Raw genomic sequence first — 23,997 nt, 5'->3', positions numbered from 1 at the left:
TATATTTAATAGAAACAGGTCCTGCCTTTTGGGCAAGACCTGTCTCCAATTTACAAAAATTTACTTTTAAACACCATTAACTTCACACGGGTCATTTCATGCATAGAATAGGGGATACCGCCAAGTCCCTCGCCAGAAGCATCTCTCCCGCCAAATGGCATCCAATCTGCCCTAAAAGCAGTGTGGTCATTCACCATGATGGCAGTAGCGTTCAACTTTTGAACAGTATCCAGTGCGGTGTCTACGTTTTTGGTGAAAACCGCCGCTTGAAAATGGTATTCGAGGCTATTGGCCAAGCGCACAGCTTCTTGCCTTTCTTTATAGCTATAGATACATACTACAGGGCCGAATATTTCTTCTTTGGATACTTTGCTATTTTGGTCTGGGTTCCAAAGTATAGTAGGCTCATAGCAGGATTGGGAAATTCTTTTTCCACCACATAGGATATCTGCACCTTCTTTTTCGGCTTCTTTCACCCATTTTTCAACCCTGTCCACTTCTTCTGTCCTGATCAAAGGACCTACTTCGGTTTCTTCATCAAGAGGATCTCCTACTTTTAGGTCTTTGGCTTGTTTGGCCATTTCATCTGCTACTTTTCTGGCTATTGACTCATGCACAAAAATCTTTTGAACCGACACACAAACCTGGCCAGCATGGTAAAATCCCCCTTTGACCAATCCGGGAATCATATCTTCTAGGTCTGCATCAGCTTCGACGATTACCGGTGCTGTTCCCCCATGTTCCAATGCACATCGGGTGCCGGGAGCTAATTTGGATTTCAAAGACCACCCTACTTTTTCGGATCCTATAAACGACAGGTAATTTACACGCTTATCAGTGGCCAGCTTTTCAGCAAGGTCATTTTCTATCAAGACCATTTGCACCCAACCTTTAGGTACACCTGCTTCTTTAAGTATTTCTATAAAGGCTTTACAGGAAAGGGGAGTGGCTGACGCAGGCTTGACAATTACCGGACATCCGGCTGCAAATGCAGTCACTGTTTGATGTACGATCAGGTTGAGGGGGTGATTGAATGCCGAAAGGGAGGCTACCACTCCAATGGGTTCTCTTGTAGTAAATGCAAGTCTGTTGGTTGTAGAAGCAGTCAAACCCATAGGAATCTGCTCACCTGTAAGTCTAGCAATTTCTTCAGTAGCGATCTTGACTCCGTTGATGGCTCTGAGTACCTCAACTTTGGAATCCTGATAAGGCTTACCCCCTTCTTCGGCTGCTATTTTTGTGAGTTCTTCCACTTTTCCTTCCATGATTTTCCTCACTTTCTCCAGCAGAGATATCCTTTCATGGGCAAGGATCCAGTTTGATTGATCCAGGAACAAATCATAGGCAGTTTTCAATGCCTCTTCAAGCTCATTTTTATCCATGAGCGGAAGTTCTTTGATCAGGCTGTTGTCATATGGTGAGTAAACTTTCAGTGTTTTGTTATTGCTCATAATTTCTCTGCTTTTTCTTTTAACATTACGTTTAAAATGGGGTGGTTTAAGGAGTAATCTACAGGCAGATCTATCAGGTGTACTGCCGGGGTATTCAGACAATGATCCAGTATTTTCTGAAAATCAGCATCACTCGAAGGCCTGTGCCCTTTTGCACCATAGCTTTCGGCATATTTTACAAAATCCGGGTTTTTGTAATCCAAACCGAAATCATCAAATCCCATATCTTCCTGTTTCCATTTGATCATGCCATAGGCTTCATCATTGAGGATAATTACGGTAAGATGAAGCCCTAAGCGTACTGCAGTTTCTACTTCTTGGGAATTCATCATAAATCCCCCGTCCCCACATACCGATACCACGTTTTTGTTAGGATGGAGCACTTTGGCCATCATGGCAGAAGGAAGTCCTGCTCCCATGGAAGCGAGTGCATTGTCCAAAAGGAGGGTATTGGGTTGATGACAGGTGTAGTTTCGGGCAAACCAAAGTTTATATATGCCATTGTCCAAAGTAATGATGTCTTCTGAGGCAAGGCTGTTTCTTAGTAAATTGACCAACCTCTGAGGCAACATGGGAAACCTTTCATCATGAAAGTACTTGGATAGGTGTCCGGCAACTTCCTCCTTTACTTTTTGGAAGAATGAAAAATCCCAAGAATCTTGTTTTTTTACTTGTTCTCCAAGTTTGAGTACACTGCTGGTGATGTCTCCGACAACATTCAGCTGCGGAAAATATACCGGATCAACTTCGGCAGGGGAAAAATTGATATGGATCACCTTTTTTTCTCCCTTTTTCATGAAGAATGGAGGTTTTTCGATGACATCATGACCTACATTGATGATCAGGTCTGCTGCATCAATTCCCGCATGTACAAAATCATTTGAAGAAAGTGCTGCAGTTCCCAAATATTGAGGATGCCTCTCGTCGATGACCCCTTTACCCATTTGAGTGGTGAAGAAGAATATGCCCGTTTTGTCCACGAACTTCCCCAATGCATCGCATGTAACTTTCCGATTGGCACCTGCCCCAATAAGCAAAAGTGGAAATTTTGCCTGACTGATCATTTCCACTGCCTTTTCAATGGCCTTGTTATCAGGCTTGGGAATGACATGCCCGACCACATCAAAAACGGAATCTTCACATTCTTCCTGAGCTATATCTTCAGGAAATTCCAAGTGAACGGCTCCGGGTTTTTCTTCTATGGCCAAACGAAATGCTTCCCTGACCTGAGAAGCTATGTTGTTGGAATTAACGATCTGTTTGGTGTACTTTGTGACAGGCTTCATCATGTCCACGACATCTATGATTTGAAACCTTGCCTGCTTACTTTTTTTGATGGGTTTCTGCCCTGTGATCATCATCATAGGCATTCCGCCAAGTTGTGCATAGGCAGCAGGAGTGACCAAATTGGTAGCTCCAGGGCCTAATGTAGAGAGGCAGACTCCTGGTTTCCCGGTAAGCCTGCCATAGGTAGCAGCCATGAAGCCAGCTCCTTGCTCATGTCGGGTGATGATGAGCTTGATGGAGGATTTTTTGAGTGACTGTAAGAGGTCAAGGTTTTCTTCCCCTGGTACTCCAAAAATATATTCTACCCCTTCATTTTCCAGGGCTTTGACAAAAAGATCGGATGCTTTCATATTATATGTTTAAAGTTAAATCTGAATGGCTGGGAATCTACAAGAACCAAACCCTGTACCACCTTCCGAAATTGCTGAAAACTACAGGTTTTGGGGAATTGATGGAATGCCTACTTATATTTTTGGCCTGTTTATTGGCTTATTTCTAATGTGCAGTTGAAAGATCACCATTCTTTTAACAGGAATCATACGCAATTGATTTGAAAATGTGAAAAAGAAAATCTGGACAGATCTACAATTCTGCACAAATATCAAGACAATGTTCTTGAATTAATTTTTAAAAAAAATCTTTAACTACTTAACCAAAAACATCATGTTATCATTTGTAATTACAGCTCTTGTTATCGCCTTATTGGCTGCGATCCTAGGTTTTACCGGTATTGCCAAAGGCATTGCAGCGATTGCCAAATTTGTGTTCTATATTTTTTTAGTGATCTTTTTGATCACATTGGTAATTGGTCTTGTCAGCGGATTTTAGAAAAATCACGAATTCTAAGAATATTAAAAGCCGGCTTCAACCGGCTTTTAATATTTCAAAAACTGCGACAGATCACGCCCGATTCATTCTTGGAATCCCATAAGAAAACGAAGTGACTTTTAGTGGCCGCAGAGCACATAGGCTAACCATTACAATTGTTCGATACATCACTTCTTTGTACTTGGTACTCCGTACTTCGACCTACTCTCTAGGCTTAAATACGAATTCCGATCCCCAGTAACTACTCCAACCCTTCTTAAATCTTTCGTCTTATATCTCGTTTCACGCTTCTCCTTTTTCTCATGCCACTACATTACTCAGTGTTCCAATCCCATCAATAGTTATTTTGATGAGATCTCCGGATAGCAAGGTAAAGGAATCATCTGGGACAAGGCATGTACCTGTCATAAGATATACTCCTTTAGGAAAACTCATTTCTCTGCAAAGGAATGAGCTAAGCTCTTCATGACCACGCTTCATTTGAGAGATGGAGATTTCCCCAGCGAAAACCTGCTTATCTTCTCTTAGTATTTCCATCTGAATTTTACTTTCCGCATCGATAGGTTTGCCCGGAACCCAAAGACATGGACCGATGGCTGCCGACATGTCATAGCATTTAGCTTGGGGAAGATATAGGGGGTTTTCCCCTTCAATGTCTCTTGAACTCATGTCATTTCCGACGGTATATCCTACGATTTGATTGGAAGAATTTATAAAGAGGGTGAGTTCAGGTTCGGGTACATTCCATTTGGAGTCTTTTCTGATTTTCACTTCTCCATCTGGATGGGCTACCCTATAATAGGTGGATTTGAAAAAAAGCTCTGGACGCTCGGCTTCATAAACTTTTGAATAAAAGACATCGGCACCGCTTTCTTTGGACTCCTCCATACGTGCTTCTCTACTTCTGTAGTAAGTGACCCCAGCAGCCCAAATTTCCTGTGTGCCTATGGGAGCACTTAGATTTTTTGGTGTCCAGTTCACTTCTGTCCAAGGTTGGATTTCCTCTTGAAGTTTTTGGTAAAGGTTAGGTTGATTGACCAGGCTATCCCAGTCTTTGGTCTGTGCCATGTGGAATTTGCCATCAGCTTCGATGATGATGTCTTTTCCGGATTTGTAGATTTTCATGTTATTCGGTTAAAATAGGTTCAGTTTGAAAATTAGGGTTTATTCATCAAAGAAATTACAGATATTTTAATTTTTCCATGTATGTCACGATTTTTTCTACACGTTTTTCATCACTTTCATAGGAAATGATGGTGTTCAGGTCATTTTCTTGGATGGATTTAGGTAAGTTTTGGAAGTTTTTCCAGGCAACCGGTTCTTCTTTGATGCAGGATATCACTTGTGCATGTGTGAATGCTGTTTCTTTACCTTCTATTGATGGGATTTGCAGTTCCAGTTGTACCTTATCCCCAGCCTCTTTAAGGATAAGTTTACGGATTTTTGCATTTACTGGAAAAAAAAGCTTCCCATTTCCAAAAGGCATCAAAGTGATAGTGCCAAGATCATGTCCATCAAGCTTTATTTCGGCTTTAAGCATGCCAAAGTAGGTTTTGGGTTTTTCAAAATCATGCAATAGAATGTAAGTCCAGCCACCTTTATACTGAAATTTTTCTAAGTAGTACTCCCCTTCGATTTCCATAATTAAGAGCCGCAAAAAAAGATACATCTGATATCAAGTTAGTGATTTCGACTTGAATTTTATATTTTCAATTGTAATATTCCTGATATGTCGAAAAATCATGCTGAAACTCCCAAGCCTAAAGTCCCCAAGTGGCTGAAAAATGTACAGCGCAACTCATGGGAGCCTGAAATTTTGCTATCGGGGCTGGTGTTGATCGGGTTGATACAGTTGCCCTCTAAGATAATGAGTTTCTCTCTTTACTTTGCTACAGAAGTTTCGTACAATTCATGGGCAGGTCTTTTTCAAGCGATTCAACTTGCAGTTTATTTTTTGATTTTTGGATTGGCCCTTCACCTTTTTTTGAGAAGTGTGTGGGTAGGGTTGATAGGCCTGACATATACTTTTCCCAAAGGTATCAAAGTAGAGAAACTTGGTTATTCCTCACCATTTGACAAAAGGGTACAAAACCTTCCTACATTGGAAAGTCAGATCATCAGATTAGAGAAAATATGTAGCAGTATCTTTGCTGTCTGCTTTTTTATAATGATGGTGATCATTGGGGTAGTAGTTTCTTCTTTGGCTTTTATTTTTGTCTTATATGGTTTGGACTGGTTGTTTGAATCCGTTTTCAGATGGAATTTTCTTTATTTTATAGAACCGTATTTTGACCTTATATTATCATGGTTGCTGATTTTCGTGGCAATTGATTTTATTACATTGGGTATTTACAGGAAACATAGAATTACAGCAAAGCTTTTCTATCCAGTACATAGGTTGGTAGGTTGGCTTACTCTTTCCAGAGTCTACAGGCCTATTTATTATTTATTTGCTTCAAATGTCAGGAAGATATTCTTGATCCTTTTTCTGGCTGCTTTTATTTTGTCTACACTTGTGGGACAGCAAATTCTCAACAAAAGACCGGATGGTAGCTTTTTGAGTCAATTGTCATTTTACTCTTATGAGTCTGAAAGACTTTTCTTTTCAGGATATTATGCAGACAGAAATGAGGCTTGGGAATCTCAGATATTGGAAATCCCCTCTGCGATATTAAAAGGAAGATTTTTGGAAGTAAGGGTGAAAAATAGAATGAGTTTTGAGAAAGTTCTTGCAGGGTATTGCGGAATTGACCCTGCTAAAGCGGATGTTGAAACTAAATTGACATGTATCAATGATGCATTTAAGATTTTGATCAATAATGAGCAGGCCGAAAAAGCAGAATGGATGTTTTATTTTTTTTCAGATTCAAAAAGAAAGGGATTTGTAACCTTTTTGGATACAGAACATTTGGAATCAGGGAGGCACAATTTAGAAGTTTTTCTAAAGGGAGAAAATGAGATGAAGTTGGCAAATATTGTTTTCTTTAAAGAAAATTGATTGACGATGAAAATATTCAAAATGAGATCAGGGATTCTTCTATTTCTGGCCATATTCTTTGTTTTTGAGACCAGTGCACAGGAAGACTCACCTGGTTTTGCAGACTTGGTGCCTTTTGTCACCACTCCGATGAAAGTGGTGGATGAAATGATGGACCTAGCCCAGATCAAAAAAGGGGATGTCCTATATGACTTGGGTTCTGGAGATGGGAGAATTCCTATTCAGGCTTCCCTGAGGTATGGTATTCGATCGGTAGGTGTGGAAATAGATGCTGAATTGGTAGCGAAGGCCAATAAGGCAGCAAAGGAACACGGAGTGGAAGACTTGGTTACCATTATCCAAGGGGATTTATTTGAGTTGGACTTTTCAGATGCAACGGTTTTGGTGCTTTACCTTTTTCCTGACATCAACCTTAAATTAAGGCCAAAAATATGGGAAATGCCAAAAGGAACCCGAGTGATTTCACATAGATTTGATATGGGTGACTGGACTCCTGATGAGATCAGAAAAATTGTTTTAGATGATGGGAAAGAACATTTGCTTTATTTTTGGACAGTGCCTTGAGAGGTATAGAAGGGTGATTTGGCTATTTGTGGAATTGAGTAATTGATGAATTGTAGAATTGATTAATCAATCAAACCCTTTCACCCTCTTAGCACCATTCCTTTTGCCAATTCCAACAATTAACCTTTATTTGGGTTTTGTCTCAAGATTTTATCATTCATAAAAAAAATAATCATGCGCATTCTTTTTACAGGCGGATCTGGAAAAGCCGGGAAACATGTCATTCCGTATCTTTTGGAGCAGGGGCATAGGGTATTGAATATAGACTTAAAACCTTTGCAGCATCCGGGGGTGGACAACCTCACCGCTGACATCACAGACTCAGGTCAGATGTTCAACGCCATGACTTCCTATGCTGGCTTTGATGAACTTGAAGCAGGCACAGGTGTTCCTATATTTGATGCCGTAGTACACTTTGCAGCAGTTCCAAGAATTTTACTCCAAGCGGACAATGAAACTTTTAGGGTCAATACAGTAGGAACCTACAATGTATTAGAAGCTGCCGTCAAGTTAGGGATCAGAAAAATCATTATTGCATCCTCTGAAACAACTTATGGAATCTGCTTTGCAGATGGCAGGGTCAACCCCAAAGTGTTACCCCTTGAAGAAGACTATGATGTGGACCCAATGGATAGTTACGGACTTTCCAAGGTACTTAATGAAAAAACAGCAAGAAGTTTTCAGCTACGCTCAGGTTTTGATATTTATGCCCTCAGGATTGGTAATGTTATCGAACCTCATGAATACCAAGAGCTCTTTCCGGGTTATTTTAAAAATCCGGAAGTAAGGAGAAGGAACGCCTTTTGCTATATTGATGCGCGTGACCTAGGACAGATTGTAGACCTATGCCTTCAAAAAGATGGTCTGGGATATCAGGTTTTTAATGCAGGAAATGATGATAATGGTGCTATAATCCCAACAAAACAATTGGTCGAGGAATTCTTTCCTGGTGTTCCCCTCAGCAGGGAAATGGGTGAGCATGAAGCCCTTTTTTCGAATAAAAAAATCAAAGAAGTACTGGGTTTTAAGGAAGAGCATCCCTGGAGAAAATATGTGGATGCGGGCTGAGCTTGGTTATATTTTATCCCAGACAATTGCCAATCAAAATGATTTTGCCGCAAGATCTTCAAAATAAAGGCTACTGGCCGGGATTTATTTATAAATTTGCAGCCTTACTATTGTTAAGCCGATAAACGTAGGTTTTGGATTTTATTTTACCTGAAGCCTGAGTTTCGAAATTTATCCATGCAAGTAGCCATAATTAAATACAATGCAGGCAACGTCCAGTCTGTACTTTATGCTTTGGAGAGATTGGGAGCAGAAGCCATTCTCACTGATGACCTTGAAACAATCTCTAAAGCGGACAAGGTTATTTTTCCCGGCCAGGGAGAAGCAAGCTCTGCGATGAAGTATCTCAAGGATAAAAAACTTGATCAGCTTATTCCACAGCTCAAACAGGATTTCTTTGGTGTTTGTCTAGGTCAACAACTGCTATGTGCCCATTCCGAAGAGGGCAATACCACATGCTTGAATGTCTTCCCTGTTGAAGTTAAAAAGTTCCGTCCTGAAAATGCGCTGGACTTTAAGGTCCCTCACATTGGCTGGAACAACCTTCAGGATCTGAAGTCGCCTTTATTGCAAGGGCTGGATGATTCTGCTTTTGTCTACTATGTGCACAGCTATTACTGCGAACTCAGTACATACAGCATTGCTACTACAGATTATGTTTTGCCTTTTTCAGCCCTTATGCACAAAGATAACTTCTTTGCCATGCAGGCCCATCCTGAGAAAAGTGGACTGGTGGGGGAGAGAATACTTGAGAATTTCTTGAAACTTTAAGAGGATAGATGTTAGAAGAGAGACGTGAGATATGAGAGGGTTGGAGTGAGTACCGTGCCTCGTAAATCGCAACTCGTAGTTCGTAAATTGAAAAAGAGACTTCAGATATGAGACATTAGATGGGTTGGAGTGATTACAAGGTCTAGTAAATCTTAAATCTAAAATCTTAAATCATAAATAAAAAAAGAATGTATATCATACCCGCAATAGATATCATAGGTGGCAAATGTGTACGCCTCACACAGGGAGATTATTCGAAAAAGAAAGAATACCACAATAGTCCTCTGGAAATGGCCAAGAGGTTTGAGGATGCAGGAATCAAAAGATTACACCTAGTGGATCTGGATGGGGCCAAAGCCAAAAAGATTGTAAATAAAGAGGTTTTAAAGGATATTGTGCAAGGCACATCGCTTCAGGTGGACTTTGGAGGTGGGGTACAATCGGACGAAGATATCACTTTGGCATTTGAACTGGGAGCCCACCAATTGACTGGAGGCAGTATTGCGGTGAAAAATCCCGAAATGTTTGAATCCTGGATTACTCGGTTCGGGGGAGAACGGATTATTCTGGGCGCTGATGCCAAAGACAGAAAAATCGCCATATCCGGATGGGAGGAGACTACTTCTATGGATTTGATTGAGTTTATTAAAGACTACTATGCCAAGGGGGTTTCTTATGTGATTTGCACTGATGTGGCCAAAGACGGACTCCTTCAAGGCCCTTCAGTAGATCTTTATAAGGAAATTTTACAGGAAATACCCGAGATCAAACTTATAGCAAGTGGTGGGGTGTCCAAGCTCCAAGACCTTGAGGAATTACAAAAGACAGGGGTATATGGAGCCATAGTCGGAAAAGCTTATTATGAAGGAAAAATCAGCTTGGAGGACTTGGCGAAGTTTTGAAGTGAGTTGTGAGACCTGAGATATGAGACAAGAGAAGGTTAAAGTATGTACAGGGCCTCGTAAACCGTAACTCGTACTTCATAAATTGAAAAAGAGACGTGAGATATGAGACAAAAGACTATATACAAAAGATTTGGGAGAGTGAGTTTCACGCTTCGTAAATCTAAAATCTAAAATCTTAAATCTCACTTCGTAAATCGTAAATTAAAATCATCAGCATGCTGACCAAAAGAATTATACCCTGCCTTGATATCAAAGAAGGCAGGACTGTCAAAGGAGTGAATTTTGTGCAATTAAGGGATGCAGGCGATCCGGTAGAGTTGGCCAAAATTTATTCCGACGAAGGAGCAGATGAATTGGTGTTTTTGGACATTACAGCCACTGTTGATAAGAGAAAAACCTTGGCAGAACTCGTGACCAAAGTTGCCAAAGCCATCAATATTCCCTTTACGGTAGGAGGAGGAATATCTTCTGTGGAAGATGTCAAGGTACTTTTGAATGCGGGAGCAGATAAAATTTCAATCAACTCTGCCGCAGTCAAAAATCCGGAGGTAATCAACAAAATGGCGGCAGAATTTGGCAGTCAGTGTATAGTTGTGGCTATAGATACCAGAAATGTGGATGGAATTGATTTTGTCCATACACATGGGGGCAGAAAAGCAACTTTGCTCAAGACTCAGGAATGGGCTAAAGAGGTCAATGAAAGAGGCGCTGGGGAAATTCTACTTACCTCCATGGACCATGATGGTACCAAGTCAGGTTTTGCCAATGAAATTACAGCCGAAATTTCTTCCATGTTGAGCATTCCTGTGATAGCTTCTGGGGGTGCAGGAAAAATGGTACATTTCAAAGATGTGTTTACCTTTGGTAAGGCAGACGCAGCACTTGCAGCCTCTATTTTCCACTTTAAAGAAATTCCCATTCCTGAATTGAAACAATATTTGTCCACAGATGGAATTTCAATAAGACTTTAAGGGTTTACTTATACAAATCAATAAGCATGGATGTTTTAAATATAGATTTTGAAAAGGTAAATGGGCTTGTTCCTGCCATCGTTCAGGATGAATTGACCAACAAAGTATTGATGTTGGGTTACATGAATCAGGAAGCAGTGGACAAGACCATTTCTTCTAAAAAAGTCACTTTTTTTAGCCGGACCAAGAACAGACTTTGGACAAAAGGTGAGAGCTCCGGGAATTTTATGGAATTGGTATCCATCAAGTTAGATTGTGACCGTGACACTCTTTTGGTAAAAGCCAACCCTGTGGGTCCAGTGTGTCATACAGGGTCTGATACCTGTTTTTTTGAAAATAACAGGAGTAAGACTCATTTTATTGATGAGTTGAAGTCCATAATAAAAGACAGAAAAAACAACCCTTCAGAGAAGTCCTACACTGCCTCGCTTTTTGCCAAAGGCATAAATAAAATTGCCCAAAAGGTGGGAGAAGAAGCTGTGGAAATAGTGATAGAGGCAAAGGATGAAAACAAAGATCTATTTTTGGGGGAAGCTGCTGACCTTCTTTTTCACTATTTGATTTTGTTGGAAGCAAAAGAGATTGAACTGGATGAGGTGATGGAAGTTCTGATCAGTAGGCATAAAAAAATGAGATGAAATGAGCAAAAGAAACGTGACAGTCCGCATGAAAGCGGATCATGAGTATGAAGCGAGCAATCCTCAGGGAAATGTGGTACAAATAGATATGTATGATCCTGCGGACAAAAAAGCCCAATCTCCTATGGAACTCCTACTCTCTGCTTTAGGGGGATGTTCAGCAGTGGATGCAGTACAAATGATGAAAAAGAAAAGAAGAACAGTTACAGAATTTTTTATTGAAGTTGAGGGGGAAAGAAATGATGGGATTCCTGCTTTTTATAAGACTATTCACCTGCATTTCGTGTTAGTTTCCCCAGATGCCAAAGAGGAGGAGTTTGCCAAAGTGGTTGCACTTTCAGTAGACAAGTATTGTTCTGTGGCTTCATCCCTCAACTCTGCTATCAGCTATACTTCCGAAGTAAAGAGACCAATATGAGAGTAGTCCGCGAATTTATCAAAGATGAAATCAGGGTATCCATCTTTTCTTGGAACAATAAATATCTGATCAAGTTTGAGCATGGACCTTTAGAACAGACTTTCAAAGTGTCAGAAATGGATGTCTTGAATGAAATGGAGTTGGATACCTTTTGTGAGGGGGATTTTTTTAAAAGTGTGCAGCTTAGGTTCAAAGAAATGGGGGAAACTTTGCGTAAACAGATGGAAAATTTATAGCTTTAGGAAAAACCCTATAGCTAAGATGAATCGGTATGCGCTTTTTTGTCTGATACTTTTGCAGTTCTTTTTTGCATGTTCCAATCCGAATAAAGAACAGTCACAAAAGGTCTCGCTTGAATTGACTTCATTTGTGAAGTTACTGGAATACGATCTCCGTAACCTGGAAAATGAGATTACTGCGCTCACGGATACCATTAAGTATTTTTACTCCAAAAAAGAAAGTCTTGTCTCCAATGCTGATAAATCTCTTTTTCGTTTTGAGAATGGGATAGCTAATCCCCTGCCAAATGCGGATTTGAATCTGAGTACCCTATACATTTCTGAATTGGCCAAAGACAAGAATGAGGCAATGGATTTGGTGTATGTTACCAACCCCATCGATCCCTTGTTCAAGGCCCTATTTGAAAAGTATGAAGTCATCTCACAGGTATATTTTAATAGTATTCCGCAACTCAGCAGGCTCTATCCTCCATACGAAGCCCTTTCTGTGTTGGAGCCTGATTTGGATATTACCTCATTTAATTTCTTTTATGAAGCAGATGCAGTGAATAACCCTGAGAGAGGGAATGTCTGGTTGAGTGAAATCTACATTGATCCTGCAGGAAGAGGGTGGGTGGCCTCACTTATCCGTCCAGTATATATTGATAACGAGTTGCTGATGGTAGTAGGTTTTGATATCACTGTCAACGACCTGATTGGGATTTACCTCAATAATACCAGCCGCAATATTGTGATAGTGGATGGGCGGGGGACTGTCGTAGCAGGTAAAGCCAAGGCCATAGAGGGATTGTCTTTGCCACCATTGAAAAACCATACATATTCTCAGACCATTACCTCTGATAGTTTTAGGGCAGAGGATTTCAACCTATTTAGGAGTAAGAGTAAGGAAGTCAGAAATCTAGCATCCCGTATAATTTTGTCTGAAGAGAAATACCTTAGTCTAAAGGATGAAGATGAAAGTTTCAATGTGATCGTAGAAAGAATGGAAAATATTGACTGGTACGTGCTAGATTTAGTTTTTGAATGAAATTAAAAAACGAAATATTATCCAGGCCAAAAAAAGGCGGCTTAAGGTGGATTGTAGGTATCGGAATATTGCTGGTATTTTTGATTCTAATGCTGGGGGTAAGTTTTTTTATAGCATTAAGAGAAAGTCAAATCAGTTCCAGACAGTTATCACTCAACAAACAAGTTGAAATTGCCGGCAAAGACCTACAGAAAAGCTTTGATGCCATGTATGAAGACATGGTGTTTTTCGTAAATAACTTGGAGCCATGGACATATCAAAGAGATGGAAATGAGCAGCTCGCTTTTGAAAAAAGAGCAAGAAGAATATTCAATAACCATCGGGAGTTGTTAGATTCTGTGATTGTAACCTTTCCTGAGGATTTTGTGTCTTTTCATTTTGACAGACAAAACGTATTTGTCAAAAGTACCTTTGGGTCAAGGGAAGATCTTCCCAAAATCGGGAAGAACAGCATCGTTCTTCAAAATGCCAACAAGGGGGTAGGGATTCATGTCATCTTAAACCTAAACAGGTTCTTCAGGGGTGAGCTTGGAAATTATTATTTGGGCTCTTCTGGAGAGAAAGTAGTATGGTGTGCTGGGGAGTTTCAATTGTTTTCGGACAACTTTGACATTTCCCAAATTGAACTGGAGCCTGAAATTGCCTTAGCCATCCAAAACGAAATTAATGATGGACTTAAAGGATACATGGTAGGAGAAGTGTATTCACCAGGTGATCTAGGGTCAAAGTTTAAAGCTACTATTCACTATTATCCATTTTCTCTACAGGCCATTTCTGAAAGATTTGCTGTGGTCTTTATCCAGGACATCAGTAATATCGGGTTCGATGTTTATAATACTTATTTCTATTTTTTGCTGGGCCTGACCTTGCTCCTAGCTGCTGTAATTCTACTTCTTTATCAGTTTATCAAAAAAGTTCAAGGTACCAACAGGCAGCTTAAGGAATATTCAATTGAAATACAGGAACTTTTCAGAAGGCAGTCTTTGCTACTTCAGGAATCCAACGGTTTTATATATTTTCAGGATGAAAATGGAAAAATGACTTCAGTAGGTGAAGAGGTGACTGAGGTACTCGGTTATGAGAAGGGAGATTTTTTGAGAAATTTCAAATCGTATATAGACCCCATGGATATACAAAGTCTTCAGATTCAAATCCAGAATGCTGTAGAGCGGAAATTGGATGTTTTCGAAACTGACTTTAATTTCATTAAGAAGAATGGCAACTGGATAAGGGTCAAAATTTTTGAAAAATTCATCTATGATGAAAATGGAGACTTTCTTGGCAATGTGGGGATTTGTACAGATATCCAAAAAAAGTATGAAGCCCAACAAGAGCTAATTGTGAGTGAAAATAGGTTAAGGGCTGTATTGGACAGCCTGCCGGATTTGATATTTATTTATGATAATAATGGGATTTTTCTTGATTATTATGTTCAGGACAGAAGTCTCCTACTTTTTCCTCCGGAGTACACTCAGGGAAAAAATTTCAGAGAGATAATGCCTGAACCTATCAAAGGACAGTTGGAGGTTATTTTCGAGAAAATTATCCGCACCGGAAAAAGTCAGATCCTTGAATTTGAAGTAATGCTTCCCATAGGAAAGCGGATTTTTGAAACCAGATTATTTAAACTTGACGACAAGAGAATTATTTCCATGGCAAGAGATGTCACTGCCCAGAAGCTTTGGGAAAAGGGGCTTCGTGAAGCAAAAGAAGCTGCAGAGCAGGCAAATAGGGCAAAATCCGAATTTTTGGCCAATATGAGCCACGAAATCAGGACGCCAATGAACGGTCTTCTGGGGATAATCGGACTTTTGGAAAATACCAAACTTGACCAAAAGCAATCGGAATATATCCGAGTTATTAAAGATTCGGGTAAATCTCTGACAGCTATTATCAATGATATTTTGGATTATTCTAAAATCGAATCGGGTATGATAGAGCTTTTTCCATCAATATTTGAGCTGAAAAAAGAATTCTCCAATACGCTAAAACTTTTTGAAGGAATTATCAAAGAGAAGCAAATCAAATTTGAAGTTCATTTTTCCGAGAGCTTGCCAGACAAAGTAAGCTTGGACAAAGAAAAAATCAATCAGGTCCTATACAATATTGTGGGCAATGCAATGAAATTCACTCCTAATAATGGTGTGGTTTCGGTTCGTGTCGATATTGAATCATTTATGGATGAAAATTTCATGCTGGAAGTTTCAGTGAGTGATACAGGCATGGGAATTCCTCCAGAGAAGATCACACATCTTACCCAACCTTTTGTTCAATTGGACAGCAGTACTACTAGGGAGTATGCCGGAACCGGATTAGGATTAGCCATATCCAAAAAATTGGTTGAACTGATGGGGGGAGAGTTAAGTATAGAAAGTGAATTGGGCAAAGGGTCTACATTTACGTTTAGTATTTTCGGTTCTATCAGTCAGTCGGAAAGTACTGGAGAAATTCCTGACATGCATCAGGGAGAAGGCGCTGGGTTTTCTTATCAAAATATGGCAGAAAAAATTCCTATAAGCATCCTTTTGGTTGAGGACAATGAGATCAATCTGACCTTTATGCGTATGACGATGGAGCAGTTGGGTTACCACATTGAAATAGCGAAAAACGGGTTGGATGGGGTCATGATGGCCGGTAAGAAGCATTATGATCTGATTTTTATGGACATTCAGATGCCTAAAATGAATGGTTTGGAGGCTACCAAAGCAATACGCAAGTTTGATGAGGCAGGAAATCCGGTTATAATAGGTCTTTCTGCTAATGCTTTTAAGGAAGATGTGGATACCGCGATCGACGCTGGTATGGACGGTTATCTGACCAAACCAATCAGTATAGAAGACATAGCCAGAGTGATTAAAGATACTTTTGGAAAGCATAAAAAAAGGAAGCTTTAGCCTCCTCTTTTTTAATACATCTATCATCCCTTGCATACTGCTTTAAAACCTTTGTTCTTTTACAGCAGATGCCTGTAATCCATTTAAAGATCTTTGTTTAGGTCAAAAGCCTCCAGGTAATCCGCTACTCTTTTGACAAACATTCCTCCCAATGAGCCATCAACTACTCTGTGGTCATAAGAGTGGGAAAGGAACATTTTGTGTCTTATTGCGATCACGTCACCAGTTGGCGTTTCTACCACAGCAGGTTTTTTCTGAATGGCTCCTACAGCCAAAATGGCCACCTGAGGCTGCATGATTATAGGAGTTCCCATTACATTGCCAAATGAACCTACATTGGAAACAGTATATGTTCCACCACTTAGTTCATCAGGACTGAGTTTGTTGACCCTGGCACGGTTCGCAAGGTCATTGATTTTTTTGGAAAGTCCCGAAAGGTTAAGCTGGTCTGCATTTCTGATGACCGGAACGATAAGGTTTCCTGAAGGTAAAGCTACTGCCATACCTATATTGATATCTTTTCTTTTGATGATTTTGTCTCCATCTACAGAAATATTGATCATCGGAAAGTCTTTGATCGCTTTGGCTACAGCCTCAATAAAAAACGGAGTAAAGGTCAATGGCTCGCCTTCTTTCTTTTTGTAAGCATCTTTTACTTTGTTTCTCCAAAGAACTATATTGGTAACATCTGCCTCTACAAAAGAAGTGACGTGTGCCGAAATCCTTCTGGAGTCGACCATTCTTTGCGAAATCATCTTCCGCATCCTGTCCATTTCTATGATTTCATCCTGACCTGAGATGGAAATCTCCACCCTTGGAGCAGAAGACGGACTTGAGGTACTTGCAGCCGTAGAGGCTTGGGAAGCCTGCTTTCTGTTTTTGAGGTAAGAAAACATGTCATTTTTGGTTACCCTCCCTTCTTTTCCTGTACCAGGAATTTGGGATAGTTCAGCTTTGCTGATACTTTCTTCTTTGGCTATACTGAGCACCAATGGAGAATAAAACCTATCATCTCCCTCTTCCGAATCAGAAGTTTCCGGTGATACTAAAGTTGCTGTCTGAGCAGGTGCGGCTGCTATCAATTCCTCTTTTTCAGATTTTCCGGGTTCTTCCTTTTTTGCTTGAGGGCTTTCGGTGCTTTCTTCACCTTCAGTCTCTATAATTGCAATGGGTGCTCCTACAGCTATTACATCGCCCTCTTTGGCCAAAATCTTTTTCAATACACCCCCATGAGTAGCCGGGACTTCCGTATCTACCTTATCTGTAGCAACTTCCAGGACTGATTCGTCCTGTTCTATGATGTCGCCTTCATTTTTAAGCCAAGTGAGTATTGTTCCTTCTATGATACTTTCTCCCATTTTGGGCATCAGCATTTCTACGGTTGCCATAAGTTTACTATTTAATTGGGTTTATTTCTGAGTTTTAAAATTAAATTTTATTTTTTCTAATACAAAATAGCCTTAGAAAATTTTTATTCTGTTTTTCCGTAAATCTCTATTCGGAGCATATTCAGGACGGCTACTGCTGTCAACTGAATATTCAAGATTCTGTCTTGGGTCAATTGTAGTTTTTTGGTAATGGTCCTATTGGCAGAAGCACAGGCTATCCAAACTGTACCGACCGGCTTTTCTGCCCAACCTCCTCCAGGTCCAGCTATTCCTGAACTCGCCAGGCCGAAATCTGCCTCAAACAGTTCCCTGACATTTTCAGACATTTGAATCACTGTTTCCTCGCTTACTGCTCCTTTTTGGCTCAAAGTTTCATTGTCCACCTTCAGGAGTTTATTCTTGAAATGATTGTGATAAGGGATAATTCCCCCCTGAAAATAGGATGAACTACCCGGGACACTCGTAACAAGGTGGGAAATATAGCCACCAGAACAGCTTTCTGCAAATGCTACCTTTTTTCCGGATTGCTTCAAGAGCCTTCCGATGACTTCTTCCAATGTTTCATTGCCGAAGGCGTAGACATATTTTTCTATAAGAGGCATCAAGCGACTGATCTGTAATTCTACCTCATCTTGAAGGGTTTCTATGCTCGCTCCAAATGCTGTTAGTCTTAATCTCACCTGTCCCAATGAAGGCAAATAGGCAAGCCTGATATGTGCAGGAAGTTGTTTTTCCCAGTCTTTAATCAAATCTGCCAACCAGCTTTCTCCTATGCCTACCGTTTTGATGATTTTGTGATATATGACAGGAAGGAGATACATTTCCTTGATTTTTGGCAGGACAAAGTCCTGCATAAGTTTTTTCATTTCGTGAGGTACCCCAGGCATGGACATCCAAACACATCCATTTTCCTCAAACCACATCCCAGGAGCCGTTCCAATTTCATTGGGTACATAAGTACATTTGGTCGGAAGGTGTGCCTGAAGTCTGTTGAGTTCGGTAAGCTCGCGGCCTCTTTTCTCGAAAAATGTTCTCACAGCTTCCAAAGCATCGGGAACCAAAGCAATATCACAATCAAAATACTCTGCCAAAAGAGGCTTGGTGAGGTCATCACTTGTGGGGCCAAGTCCACCTGTCATCAAAATGATATCTGCCCGTTTTTCTGCGGCTTTGAAGGCAGATAAAATAGATTCTCTATTATCCCCCACAGTGCTACGCTGTACTACTTTTACCCCGATCTTATCGAGCTCTTGACTGATCCAATGACTATTGGTGTCGATAATCTGACCATAGAGCAATTCATCTCCTATGGCTAATATTTCTGCGGTTACGTTGGTATTTTTGGTCATTCAATTGGTTTTCGAAAGCTTAAATTAATCAAAGTATTCTGTCCAGCTTAGCCTAATCCATAAAAAAGCTTTTATACGGATGAATTTGTATGATTTCCGTTATTTCTGTCTTTGTGTCCATTAGAGAAATTGTGGGCATAAGAGATTTAATTGGGTATTGGATGGAAATGGAAGTTTGTAGAGTGGAATAAAACAGGATTCTCATGCCGATTTCCAAACATACAATTTTGATCTCCGTAAAAAGGAGGGTATAGTTTAATTTCCGGGTTTTTCAATACTTTGAAGCCATTGTTTTTATAGAGTCATCGATTTCGATGATGTCATTTTGAATACGGAATGATAGTATTTTGGCACACAGCCCGGTTACATTTTACTTCATTAAACTTATTTTCAACCTAAAAATTTATTGTTATGGATTTACAATTAAAAGAGAAAATAGCATTGGTAACAGCTTCGTCAGGAGGGATTGGGTACTATATAGCAGAGATTTTGGCCCAGGAAGGAGCTAGTGTAATCATCAATGGGCGTTCTGAAGAATCAGTGAAAAAGGCCATTTCTTCTCTGGAAGAAAGTACGGGCAACAAAAAATTTAAAGTGGCAGTCGGGGATCTTGGTAAAAAAGAAGATTGTGAGGCCATCATTAAAAAGCATCCGGAGGTGGATATTCTGGTTAACAATGCAGGATATTATGAGGCATCTTCATTTTTTGAATCTTCAGTGGAAGATTGGAAAAATATTTTTGATGTAAACATCATGGGATCAGTATTGATGAGTCAGCATTACGCCAAAAAAATGATAGATAAAGGAGAGGGAAGGGTGATATTTGTTTCTTCAGAAACCGCAGTCAATCCTGACCCCAATATGGCGCATTATGGAGCTACCAAAACCATGATGCTGTCCGTTTCCAGAAATTTGGCAGAATTGACCCGGGGAACCAATGTGACTGTTAATGCAGTTTTGCCGGGTTCAACAGACACCGAAAGTGTGAGAGAACTGATAAAGAAACAATATCCTGATGAATCTATTGAAGAAGGAATGAAAAAATTTATAGAGGAAAACAGGCCAACTTCGATTATCTGGAGACTTCTTAGACCAAAGGAGGTGGCGGATTTAATTGCTTTTGTCTGTAGTCCCCGGGCATCCGGAATAAATGGCGCTACTCTAAGAGTAGATGGAGGTATGGTGAAAAGCATTTTCTAAACCTTTTATCAGGACTTTAGAATTTCTGTTGGTTGATATTATATCAAAAAGGTTTTATATCTTCTTTATGCCAACCCTTGAGGTATTTCAACCCTCGAGGGTTTTTTTATTCGCCATTAGATGACGCTGATGCCGCAGATTTTTTAGATTATATCCTGATATAAAATTGATGTCCATCAGTATCCATCAATATTCAGAAATCCCCCGCCTGAAATGCAGTAAAAATTAGTGAGCTCCCCAAAACTTTGACAAACAAAAGCCTTTTAAAATCCAAGGTTCAACAGTTAATTCATTCAGCAATTTAAACTTCCCCAATCAATTAACCTTAACAACCCCCACCTTATCAGTTGATCAATTAACCGAATACACAATTCAAACTTACTCCCTTTTCACCAATTACCATTCCTGCTCTCTTCGTTTCCCATTTTCACCTTTCATTCTGTTCAATTATGTACATTTTTTGAAAATGAGCCTTTGTGTACAAGTGACAACTTAGAGGAAAAATCAATGGCAATACAGTAGTATTTAACCGCTGAAATATTATTGTTCAGGCTGGGAAATTATCTTTTGTACCTTCAATCTGTCATCCTAATAAGGAGGAACCCCTCAGCATAAACCCAGAATTTTCCCCAAATATATCCGCTATGAGAAAAACTTTACTTGTAATTTCTATTTTCCTATATGCTGTATCTGAATCATTTGCGCAGGTAGATTCCCGATATTTTAATCAATTGGATTTCAGATTTATAGGTCCTGATGGCAACAGGACCATAGCTGTTCGTGGAGTTCCGGGAGACATGCTTACCATGTATGTGGGAATGGCTTCCGGAGGACTATTCAAATCAGAAGACGGAGGGGGTACCTGGGCGTCTATTTTTGATGATCAGGATATATCATCTGTATCTGCTTTGGCTTTGGCTCCGAGCAATCCTGACCATGTTTGGGCGGGTACCGGAGAGACATTTTTGATACGACCTGCACATGCCATGGGGAATGGAATCTACAGGTCGACGGATGCAGGAAAGTCCTTTCAACATAAAGGATTAAAGGAAACCGCAAGAATCAGTCAGATTGAAGTAGATCCCAGAAATCCTGATGTGGTATATGCTGCGGCTTTGGGACATACCTATGCGCCACAAAAAGAAAGAGGAATCTTCAAAACTTCCGATGGCGGAGATACATGGGACCACGTGCTTTTTGTGGATGAGGGAACTGGTGCAAGTGACCTTGCCATGAACCCTAAAAACCCGGATATTTTGTTTGCAGCATTTTGGTCTATAGATATTAAAACGTATGGCCTGACCAGTGGTGGTCCAGGAGGAGGGATCTACAGAAGTAAAGATGGAGGGGAAACCTGGGAGCCAATGAAAAATAATGGGCTTCCCGGCGGAAAAGATAATCCTGTAGGCAAGTCCTCGGTGGCGATTGCTTACAGTAACCCAGATGTAGTGTATGCCCTTTTTGAAATGGACAGCCCACAATTGTGGAAGTCTATAGATGGGGGTGATTCATGGGAACTGACCATGATAAATCACACCATCAATGAAAGGGCTCCGTATTATACCAGATTAAGGGTCTCTACAGATGATCCGGATGAGGTGTATTTTGCATCCGTACGCTTCAGTACTTCCAAAGACGGTGGTAAGACCTTGGCAGATGCCGGTTATAGGGCAGGTGGCGACAACCATGACATTTGGGTAGATCCATTAAATCCTAATAGGATTATGGTTGCTCATGATGGAGGGATGGGTGTTACACTAAATAAGCAAAAAACCTACAGGCAATATGTTTTTCCTAATGCCCAGATGTACCATGTTTGGACAGACAATCAGGTTCCATACAATGTCTATGGCAACAGGCAGGATGGCTATTCTTACAGAGGTCCCAGCAATTCACGACAGGGAAGTATTTCTCTTGGCCTTTGGCATGCAGTGGGAGGGTGTGAAAGTGGCTGGGCGATACCTGATCCCGAAGACAATAATATCATTTGGTCAGGTTGCTATGACGGTGGGCTACAGGTATACGACCTTAGAACCGGACACGCAAGAGATGTGAGGGTTTGGCCTGAAGCAGGTTATGGTTGGGCTCCAGCGGACCTCAAATATAGATGGCATTGGTCTTTTCCTATATTTATCAGTCCGCATAACCACAAGAGGGTATATGTGGGAAGTCAATTTGTTCATCAGACGGAGGACTACGGGCAGAGCTGGAAAATCATCAGCCCTGACCTTACCCGAAATGACAAATCCCACCAGCAAGCTTCTGGGGGAATAGCTATAGATAACCTGATGACATTTGATGCTTCCGTTCTTTTTGCCATAGCCGAATCCCACTTGGAAGATGGGTTAATATGGGTTGGCTCCAATGATGGTCTCGTTCATCTCACCAAAAATGGAGGGGAAAACTGGGAAAATGTTACGGATAATATTCCAGGTAAACCTGAGTTGGGTACCATCACCAGTATAGAGCCTTCAAGGCATCAACCCGGTACTGCTTACATCGCCGTGGATGCCCATCAGCTAGGTGATTTTGATCCTTATGTGTACAAAACGAGCGATTATGGAAAGACCTGGACTTTGATTTCTGATGGAATAGAAAAGTCGGAATCCAGCTTTGTGCATGTGACCAGAGAGGATCCGCTTGTAGAAGGTTTGCTTTACGCAGGGACTGACAAAGGGCTTTATATATCCAAGAATGACGGAGCGTCTTGGTTCAGGTTGAGAAATAACCTTCCTCCTGTACCGATTTATTGGATGACCATTCAGGAAAATTTCAGGGACCTTGTGATAGGGACATATGGGAGGGGCTTTTATATCTTGGACAATATTACCCCAATCAGGGAATTGGATGAAGATGTCTTGACCAAAGAAGTCCACCTTTTTAACCAGCGACCGGCATATAGGTTTCATGAACTTCAAGGGATAAAAACTGAAGGAAGGTCTATGACAACGGGCTTTAATCCTCCCTATGGAATGGATTTAAACTATTATCTCAGTGATCCTGCCCGAAAGGTAAGTATAGAAATCAGGAAAAAGGACGGGACGCTTGTCCGGACACTTGATGGTAAAAAGGATGAGGGCGTCAATAGAGTTTGGTGGGATTTGCGCTACGAAAGAACCCTCGAGCCGAGACTTTTGGTGGCTCCGCCGGACAAACCTTGGGTCAAACTGGAAGGCAGGGAATTTAGGCCTTTGGTAACATGGGATCTCGACCTATATAGAGGGCAGTTGGGTCCAAGGGTGGTTCCCGGGGAATATGAAGTCCATCTTATTGTGGATGGAAAAAAAGTGAAGCAATCTGTGGAGGTTATCAAAGATCCTAACACGGCGGGGACCCTGGAAGACATAGAGAAGCAAGTGGAATTCTCTCTCAAACTCAATGAGGCCATGAATGAAGTGGTCACGGCTATCAATGAAATAGAAGAAATAAGAAAGGAATTAGAAGAGCTGATCGTCCTACAGAATGATGAAGAAGTAGCTGTAAAAGTTAAAGATCTCGAAGATAAAATCCTCAAGATCGAAGGGGAGTTGTTTGATGTCAATCTTACCGGTGCGAGGGAAGATGCCTTCAGGAGCCCAATGAAACTCTATGGCAGAATTTCCGCTTTGGCCAGTGATATCGGAGGATTTGGTGCTGATTTCAGGCCGACCAATCAACAGGTAGAGGTATATGATGTCTTTAGAAAGCAATTGGACGATATACAGGTGCAGTATCAGAAGCTGATAGAAGAAGAAATCCCGGCATTCAACCAATACCTTATTTCCAGGAATCTTGAGTTGAGGTTGAGGAGATAAGCACTTGAACAGAGTAAGATCATGACAGAGGGCAAACCCAAATAGTAATTATATACATTCTATTCCTAATCAACAGACCCGAAAAATAACCTGCAATTTCATTGGCGTACAGAGGCGACAGTCCAACACAGTATATTTGACAATTGCTAAGTGGTTCTTTGTACTTGGCACTTCGTACTTAGTACTTTGTACATCCTTCTTGGTACA

The 23,997-nt window shown here is 40.7% G+C and carries 20 protein-coding genes; 14 read left to right on the top strand and 6 right to left on the bottom strand.

From position 1 onward, the window contains the following. Positions 1-50 precede the first annotated feature (50 nt). Together EGN73_RS12565 and EGN73_RS12560 are read right to left on the bottom strand one after the other, a co-directional pair. The gene (locus tag EGN73_RS12565; RefSeq protein ID WP_219290266.1) at positions 51-1,451 is read right to left on the bottom strand and encodes an aldehyde dehydrogenase family protein; all 1,401 of its coding nucleotides are present in this window, start codon (positions 1,449-1,451) and stop codon (positions 51-53) included. Continuing rightward, positions 1,448-3,088, bottom strand: a complete 1,641-nt coding sequence (locus EGN73_RS12560) for an acetolactate synthase large subunit (protein WP_219290263.1) — start codon at positions 3,086-3,088, stop codon at positions 1,448-1,450. The genes EGN73_RS12565 and EGN73_RS12560 overlap by 4 nt, the downstream gene beginning before the upstream one ends. Before the next feature lie 313 nt (positions 3,089-3,401). Between EGN73_RS12560 and EGN73_RS12555 the strand changes: the two genes are divergently transcribed. Then, positions 3,402-3,566 carry a DUF1328 domain-containing protein gene (locus EGN73_RS12555; RefSeq protein ID WP_219290260.1) on the top strand — a complete coding sequence of 55 codons (165 nt, stop codon included), beginning with the start codon at positions 3,402-3,404 and terminating at the stop codon, positions 3,564-3,566. A 300-nt stretch (positions 3,567-3,866) separates the two neighbouring features. Here the strand turns inward: EGN73_RS12555 and EGN73_RS12550 are convergent, their stop codons facing one another. Together EGN73_RS12550 and EGN73_RS12545 are read right to left on the bottom strand one after the other, a co-directional pair. After that, positions 3,867-4,691, bottom strand: coding sequence for a fumarylacetoacetate hydrolase family protein (locus EGN73_RS12550; RefSeq protein ID WP_219290257.1), 825 nt, complete (start codon positions 4,689-4,691; stop codon positions 3,867-3,869). 55 nt (positions 4,692-4,746) lie between these two features. Beyond that, positions 4,747-5,208 (bottom strand): YdeI/OmpD-associated family protein, encoded by a 462-nt coding sequence (locus tag EGN73_RS12545; RefSeq protein WP_219290254.1) that lies wholly within the window; start codon positions 5,206-5,208, stop codon positions 4,747-4,749. Between the two features lie 87 nt (positions 5,209-5,295). On the opposite strand from EGN73_RS12545, the gene EGN73_RS12540 reads away from it, so the two are divergent. The 11 genes from EGN73_RS12540 to EGN73_RS12490 all read left to right on the top strand — a co-directional run bounded on the left by EGN73_RS12540 (position 5,296) and on the right by EGN73_RS12490 (position 16,059). Further along, entirely contained in the window at positions 5,296-6,564 is a 1,269-nt protein-coding gene (locus tag EGN73_RS12540; RefSeq protein ID WP_219290251.1) for a hypothetical protein, read from the top strand. Positions 6,565-6,570: 6 nt separating this feature from the next. Further along, positions 6,571-7,128, top strand: coding sequence for an SAM-dependent methyltransferase (locus EGN73_RS12535; RefSeq protein WP_246611566.1), 558 nt, complete (start codon positions 6,571-6,573; stop codon positions 7,126-7,128). Positions 7,129-7,302: 174 nt separating this feature from the next. Next, complete coding sequence (locus EGN73_RS12530) at positions 7,303-8,196, top strand: NAD-dependent epimerase/dehydratase family protein (protein WP_219290248.1); 894 nt, start codon at positions 7,303-7,305, stop codon at positions 8,194-8,196. 177 nt (positions 8,197-8,373) lie between these two features. Continuing rightward, complete coding sequence (gene hisH / locus EGN73_RS12525) at positions 8,374-8,967, top strand: imidazole glycerol phosphate synthase subunit HisH (protein ID WP_219290245.1); 594 nt, start codon at positions 8,374-8,376, stop codon at positions 8,965-8,967. A 188-nt stretch (positions 8,968-9,155) separates the two neighbouring features. Next, on the top strand, positions 9,156-9,869 hold the full coding sequence (gene hisA / locus EGN73_RS12520; RefSeq protein WP_219290242.1) for a 1-(5-phosphoribosyl)-5-[(5-phosphoribosylamino)methylideneamino]imidazole-4-carboxamide isomerase: 714 nt from the start codon (positions 9,156-9,158) through the stop codon (positions 9,867-9,869). A gap of 218 nt (positions 9,870-10,087) precedes the next feature. After that, positions 10,088-10,843: an imidazole glycerol phosphate synthase subunit HisF gene (hisF, locus tag EGN73_RS12515; RefSeq protein ID WP_219290240.1), complete on the top strand. Its 756-nt coding sequence runs from the start codon at positions 10,088-10,090 to the stop codon at positions 10,841-10,843. A 26-nt stretch (positions 10,844-10,869) separates the two neighbouring features. Beyond that, positions 10,870-11,481 (top strand): bifunctional phosphoribosyl-AMP cyclohydrolase/phosphoribosyl-ATP diphosphatase HisIE, encoded by a 612-nt coding sequence (hisIE, locus tag EGN73_RS12510; RefSeq protein WP_219290238.1) that lies wholly within the window; start codon positions 10,870-10,872, stop codon positions 11,479-11,481. Between the two features lies 1 nt (position 11,482). Then, the gene (locus tag EGN73_RS12505) at positions 11,483-11,899 is read left to right on the top strand and encodes an OsmC family protein (protein ID WP_219290236.1); all 417 of its coding nucleotides are present in this window, start codon (positions 11,483-11,485) and stop codon (positions 11,897-11,899) included. Continuing rightward, positions 11,896-12,135, top strand: coding sequence for a hypothetical protein (locus EGN73_RS12500; protein ID WP_219290233.1), 240 nt, complete (start codon positions 11,896-11,898; stop codon positions 12,133-12,135). The genes EGN73_RS12505 and EGN73_RS12500 overlap by 4 nt, the downstream gene beginning before the upstream one ends. Positions 12,136-12,268: 133 nt before the next feature. Continuing rightward, positions 12,269-13,165, top strand: a complete 897-nt coding sequence (locus EGN73_RS12495) for a PDC sensor domain-containing protein (RefSeq protein ID WP_343207107.1) — start codon at positions 12,269-12,271, stop codon at positions 13,163-13,165. After that, the gene (locus tag EGN73_RS12490) at positions 13,162-16,059 is read left to right on the top strand and encodes a PAS domain-containing hybrid sensor histidine kinase/response regulator (RefSeq protein WP_219290227.1); all 2,898 of its coding nucleotides are present in this window, start codon (positions 13,162-13,164) and stop codon (positions 16,057-16,059) included. The genes EGN73_RS12495 and EGN73_RS12490 overlap by 4 nt, the downstream gene beginning before the upstream one ends. Before the next feature lie 83 nt (positions 16,060-16,142). Here the strand turns inward: EGN73_RS12490 and EGN73_RS12485 are convergent, their stop codons facing one another. Next, positions 16,143-17,447, bottom strand: a complete 1,305-nt coding sequence (locus tag EGN73_RS12485; protein ID WP_219290225.1) for a dihydrolipoamide acetyltransferase family protein — start codon at positions 17,445-17,447, stop codon at positions 16,143-16,145. 83 nt (positions 17,448-17,530) lie between these two features. Continuing rightward, positions 17,531-18,796 carry a competence/damage-inducible protein A gene (locus EGN73_RS12480; protein WP_219290223.1) on the bottom strand — a complete coding sequence of 422 codons (1,266 nt, stop codon included), beginning with the start codon at positions 18,794-18,796 and terminating at the stop codon, positions 17,531-17,533. Positions 18,797-19,207: 411 nt separating this feature from the next. On the opposite strand from EGN73_RS12480, the gene EGN73_RS12475 reads away from it, so the two are divergent. Together EGN73_RS12475 and EGN73_RS12470 are read left to right on the top strand one after the other, a co-directional pair. Beyond that, positions 19,208-19,996, top strand: coding sequence for an SDR family NAD(P)-dependent oxidoreductase (locus EGN73_RS12475; protein ID WP_219290220.1), 789 nt, complete (start codon positions 19,208-19,210; stop codon positions 19,994-19,996). Positions 19,997-20,640: 644 nt separating this feature from the next. Next, positions 20,641-23,790, top strand: a complete 3,150-nt coding sequence (locus EGN73_RS12470; RefSeq protein WP_219290217.1) for a glycosyl hydrolase — start codon at positions 20,641-20,643, stop codon at positions 23,788-23,790. Positions 23,791-23,997 lie beyond the last annotated feature (207 nt).

This window comes from Arthrospiribacter ruber (genome assembly GCF_019343195.1).
GTDB classification, from domain to species: Bacteria; Bacteroidota; Bacteroidia; order Cytophagales; family Cyclobacteriaceae; genus Arthrospiribacter; species Arthrospiribacter ruber.
This window is presented reverse-complemented; position numbering and strand designations above follow the sequence as displayed.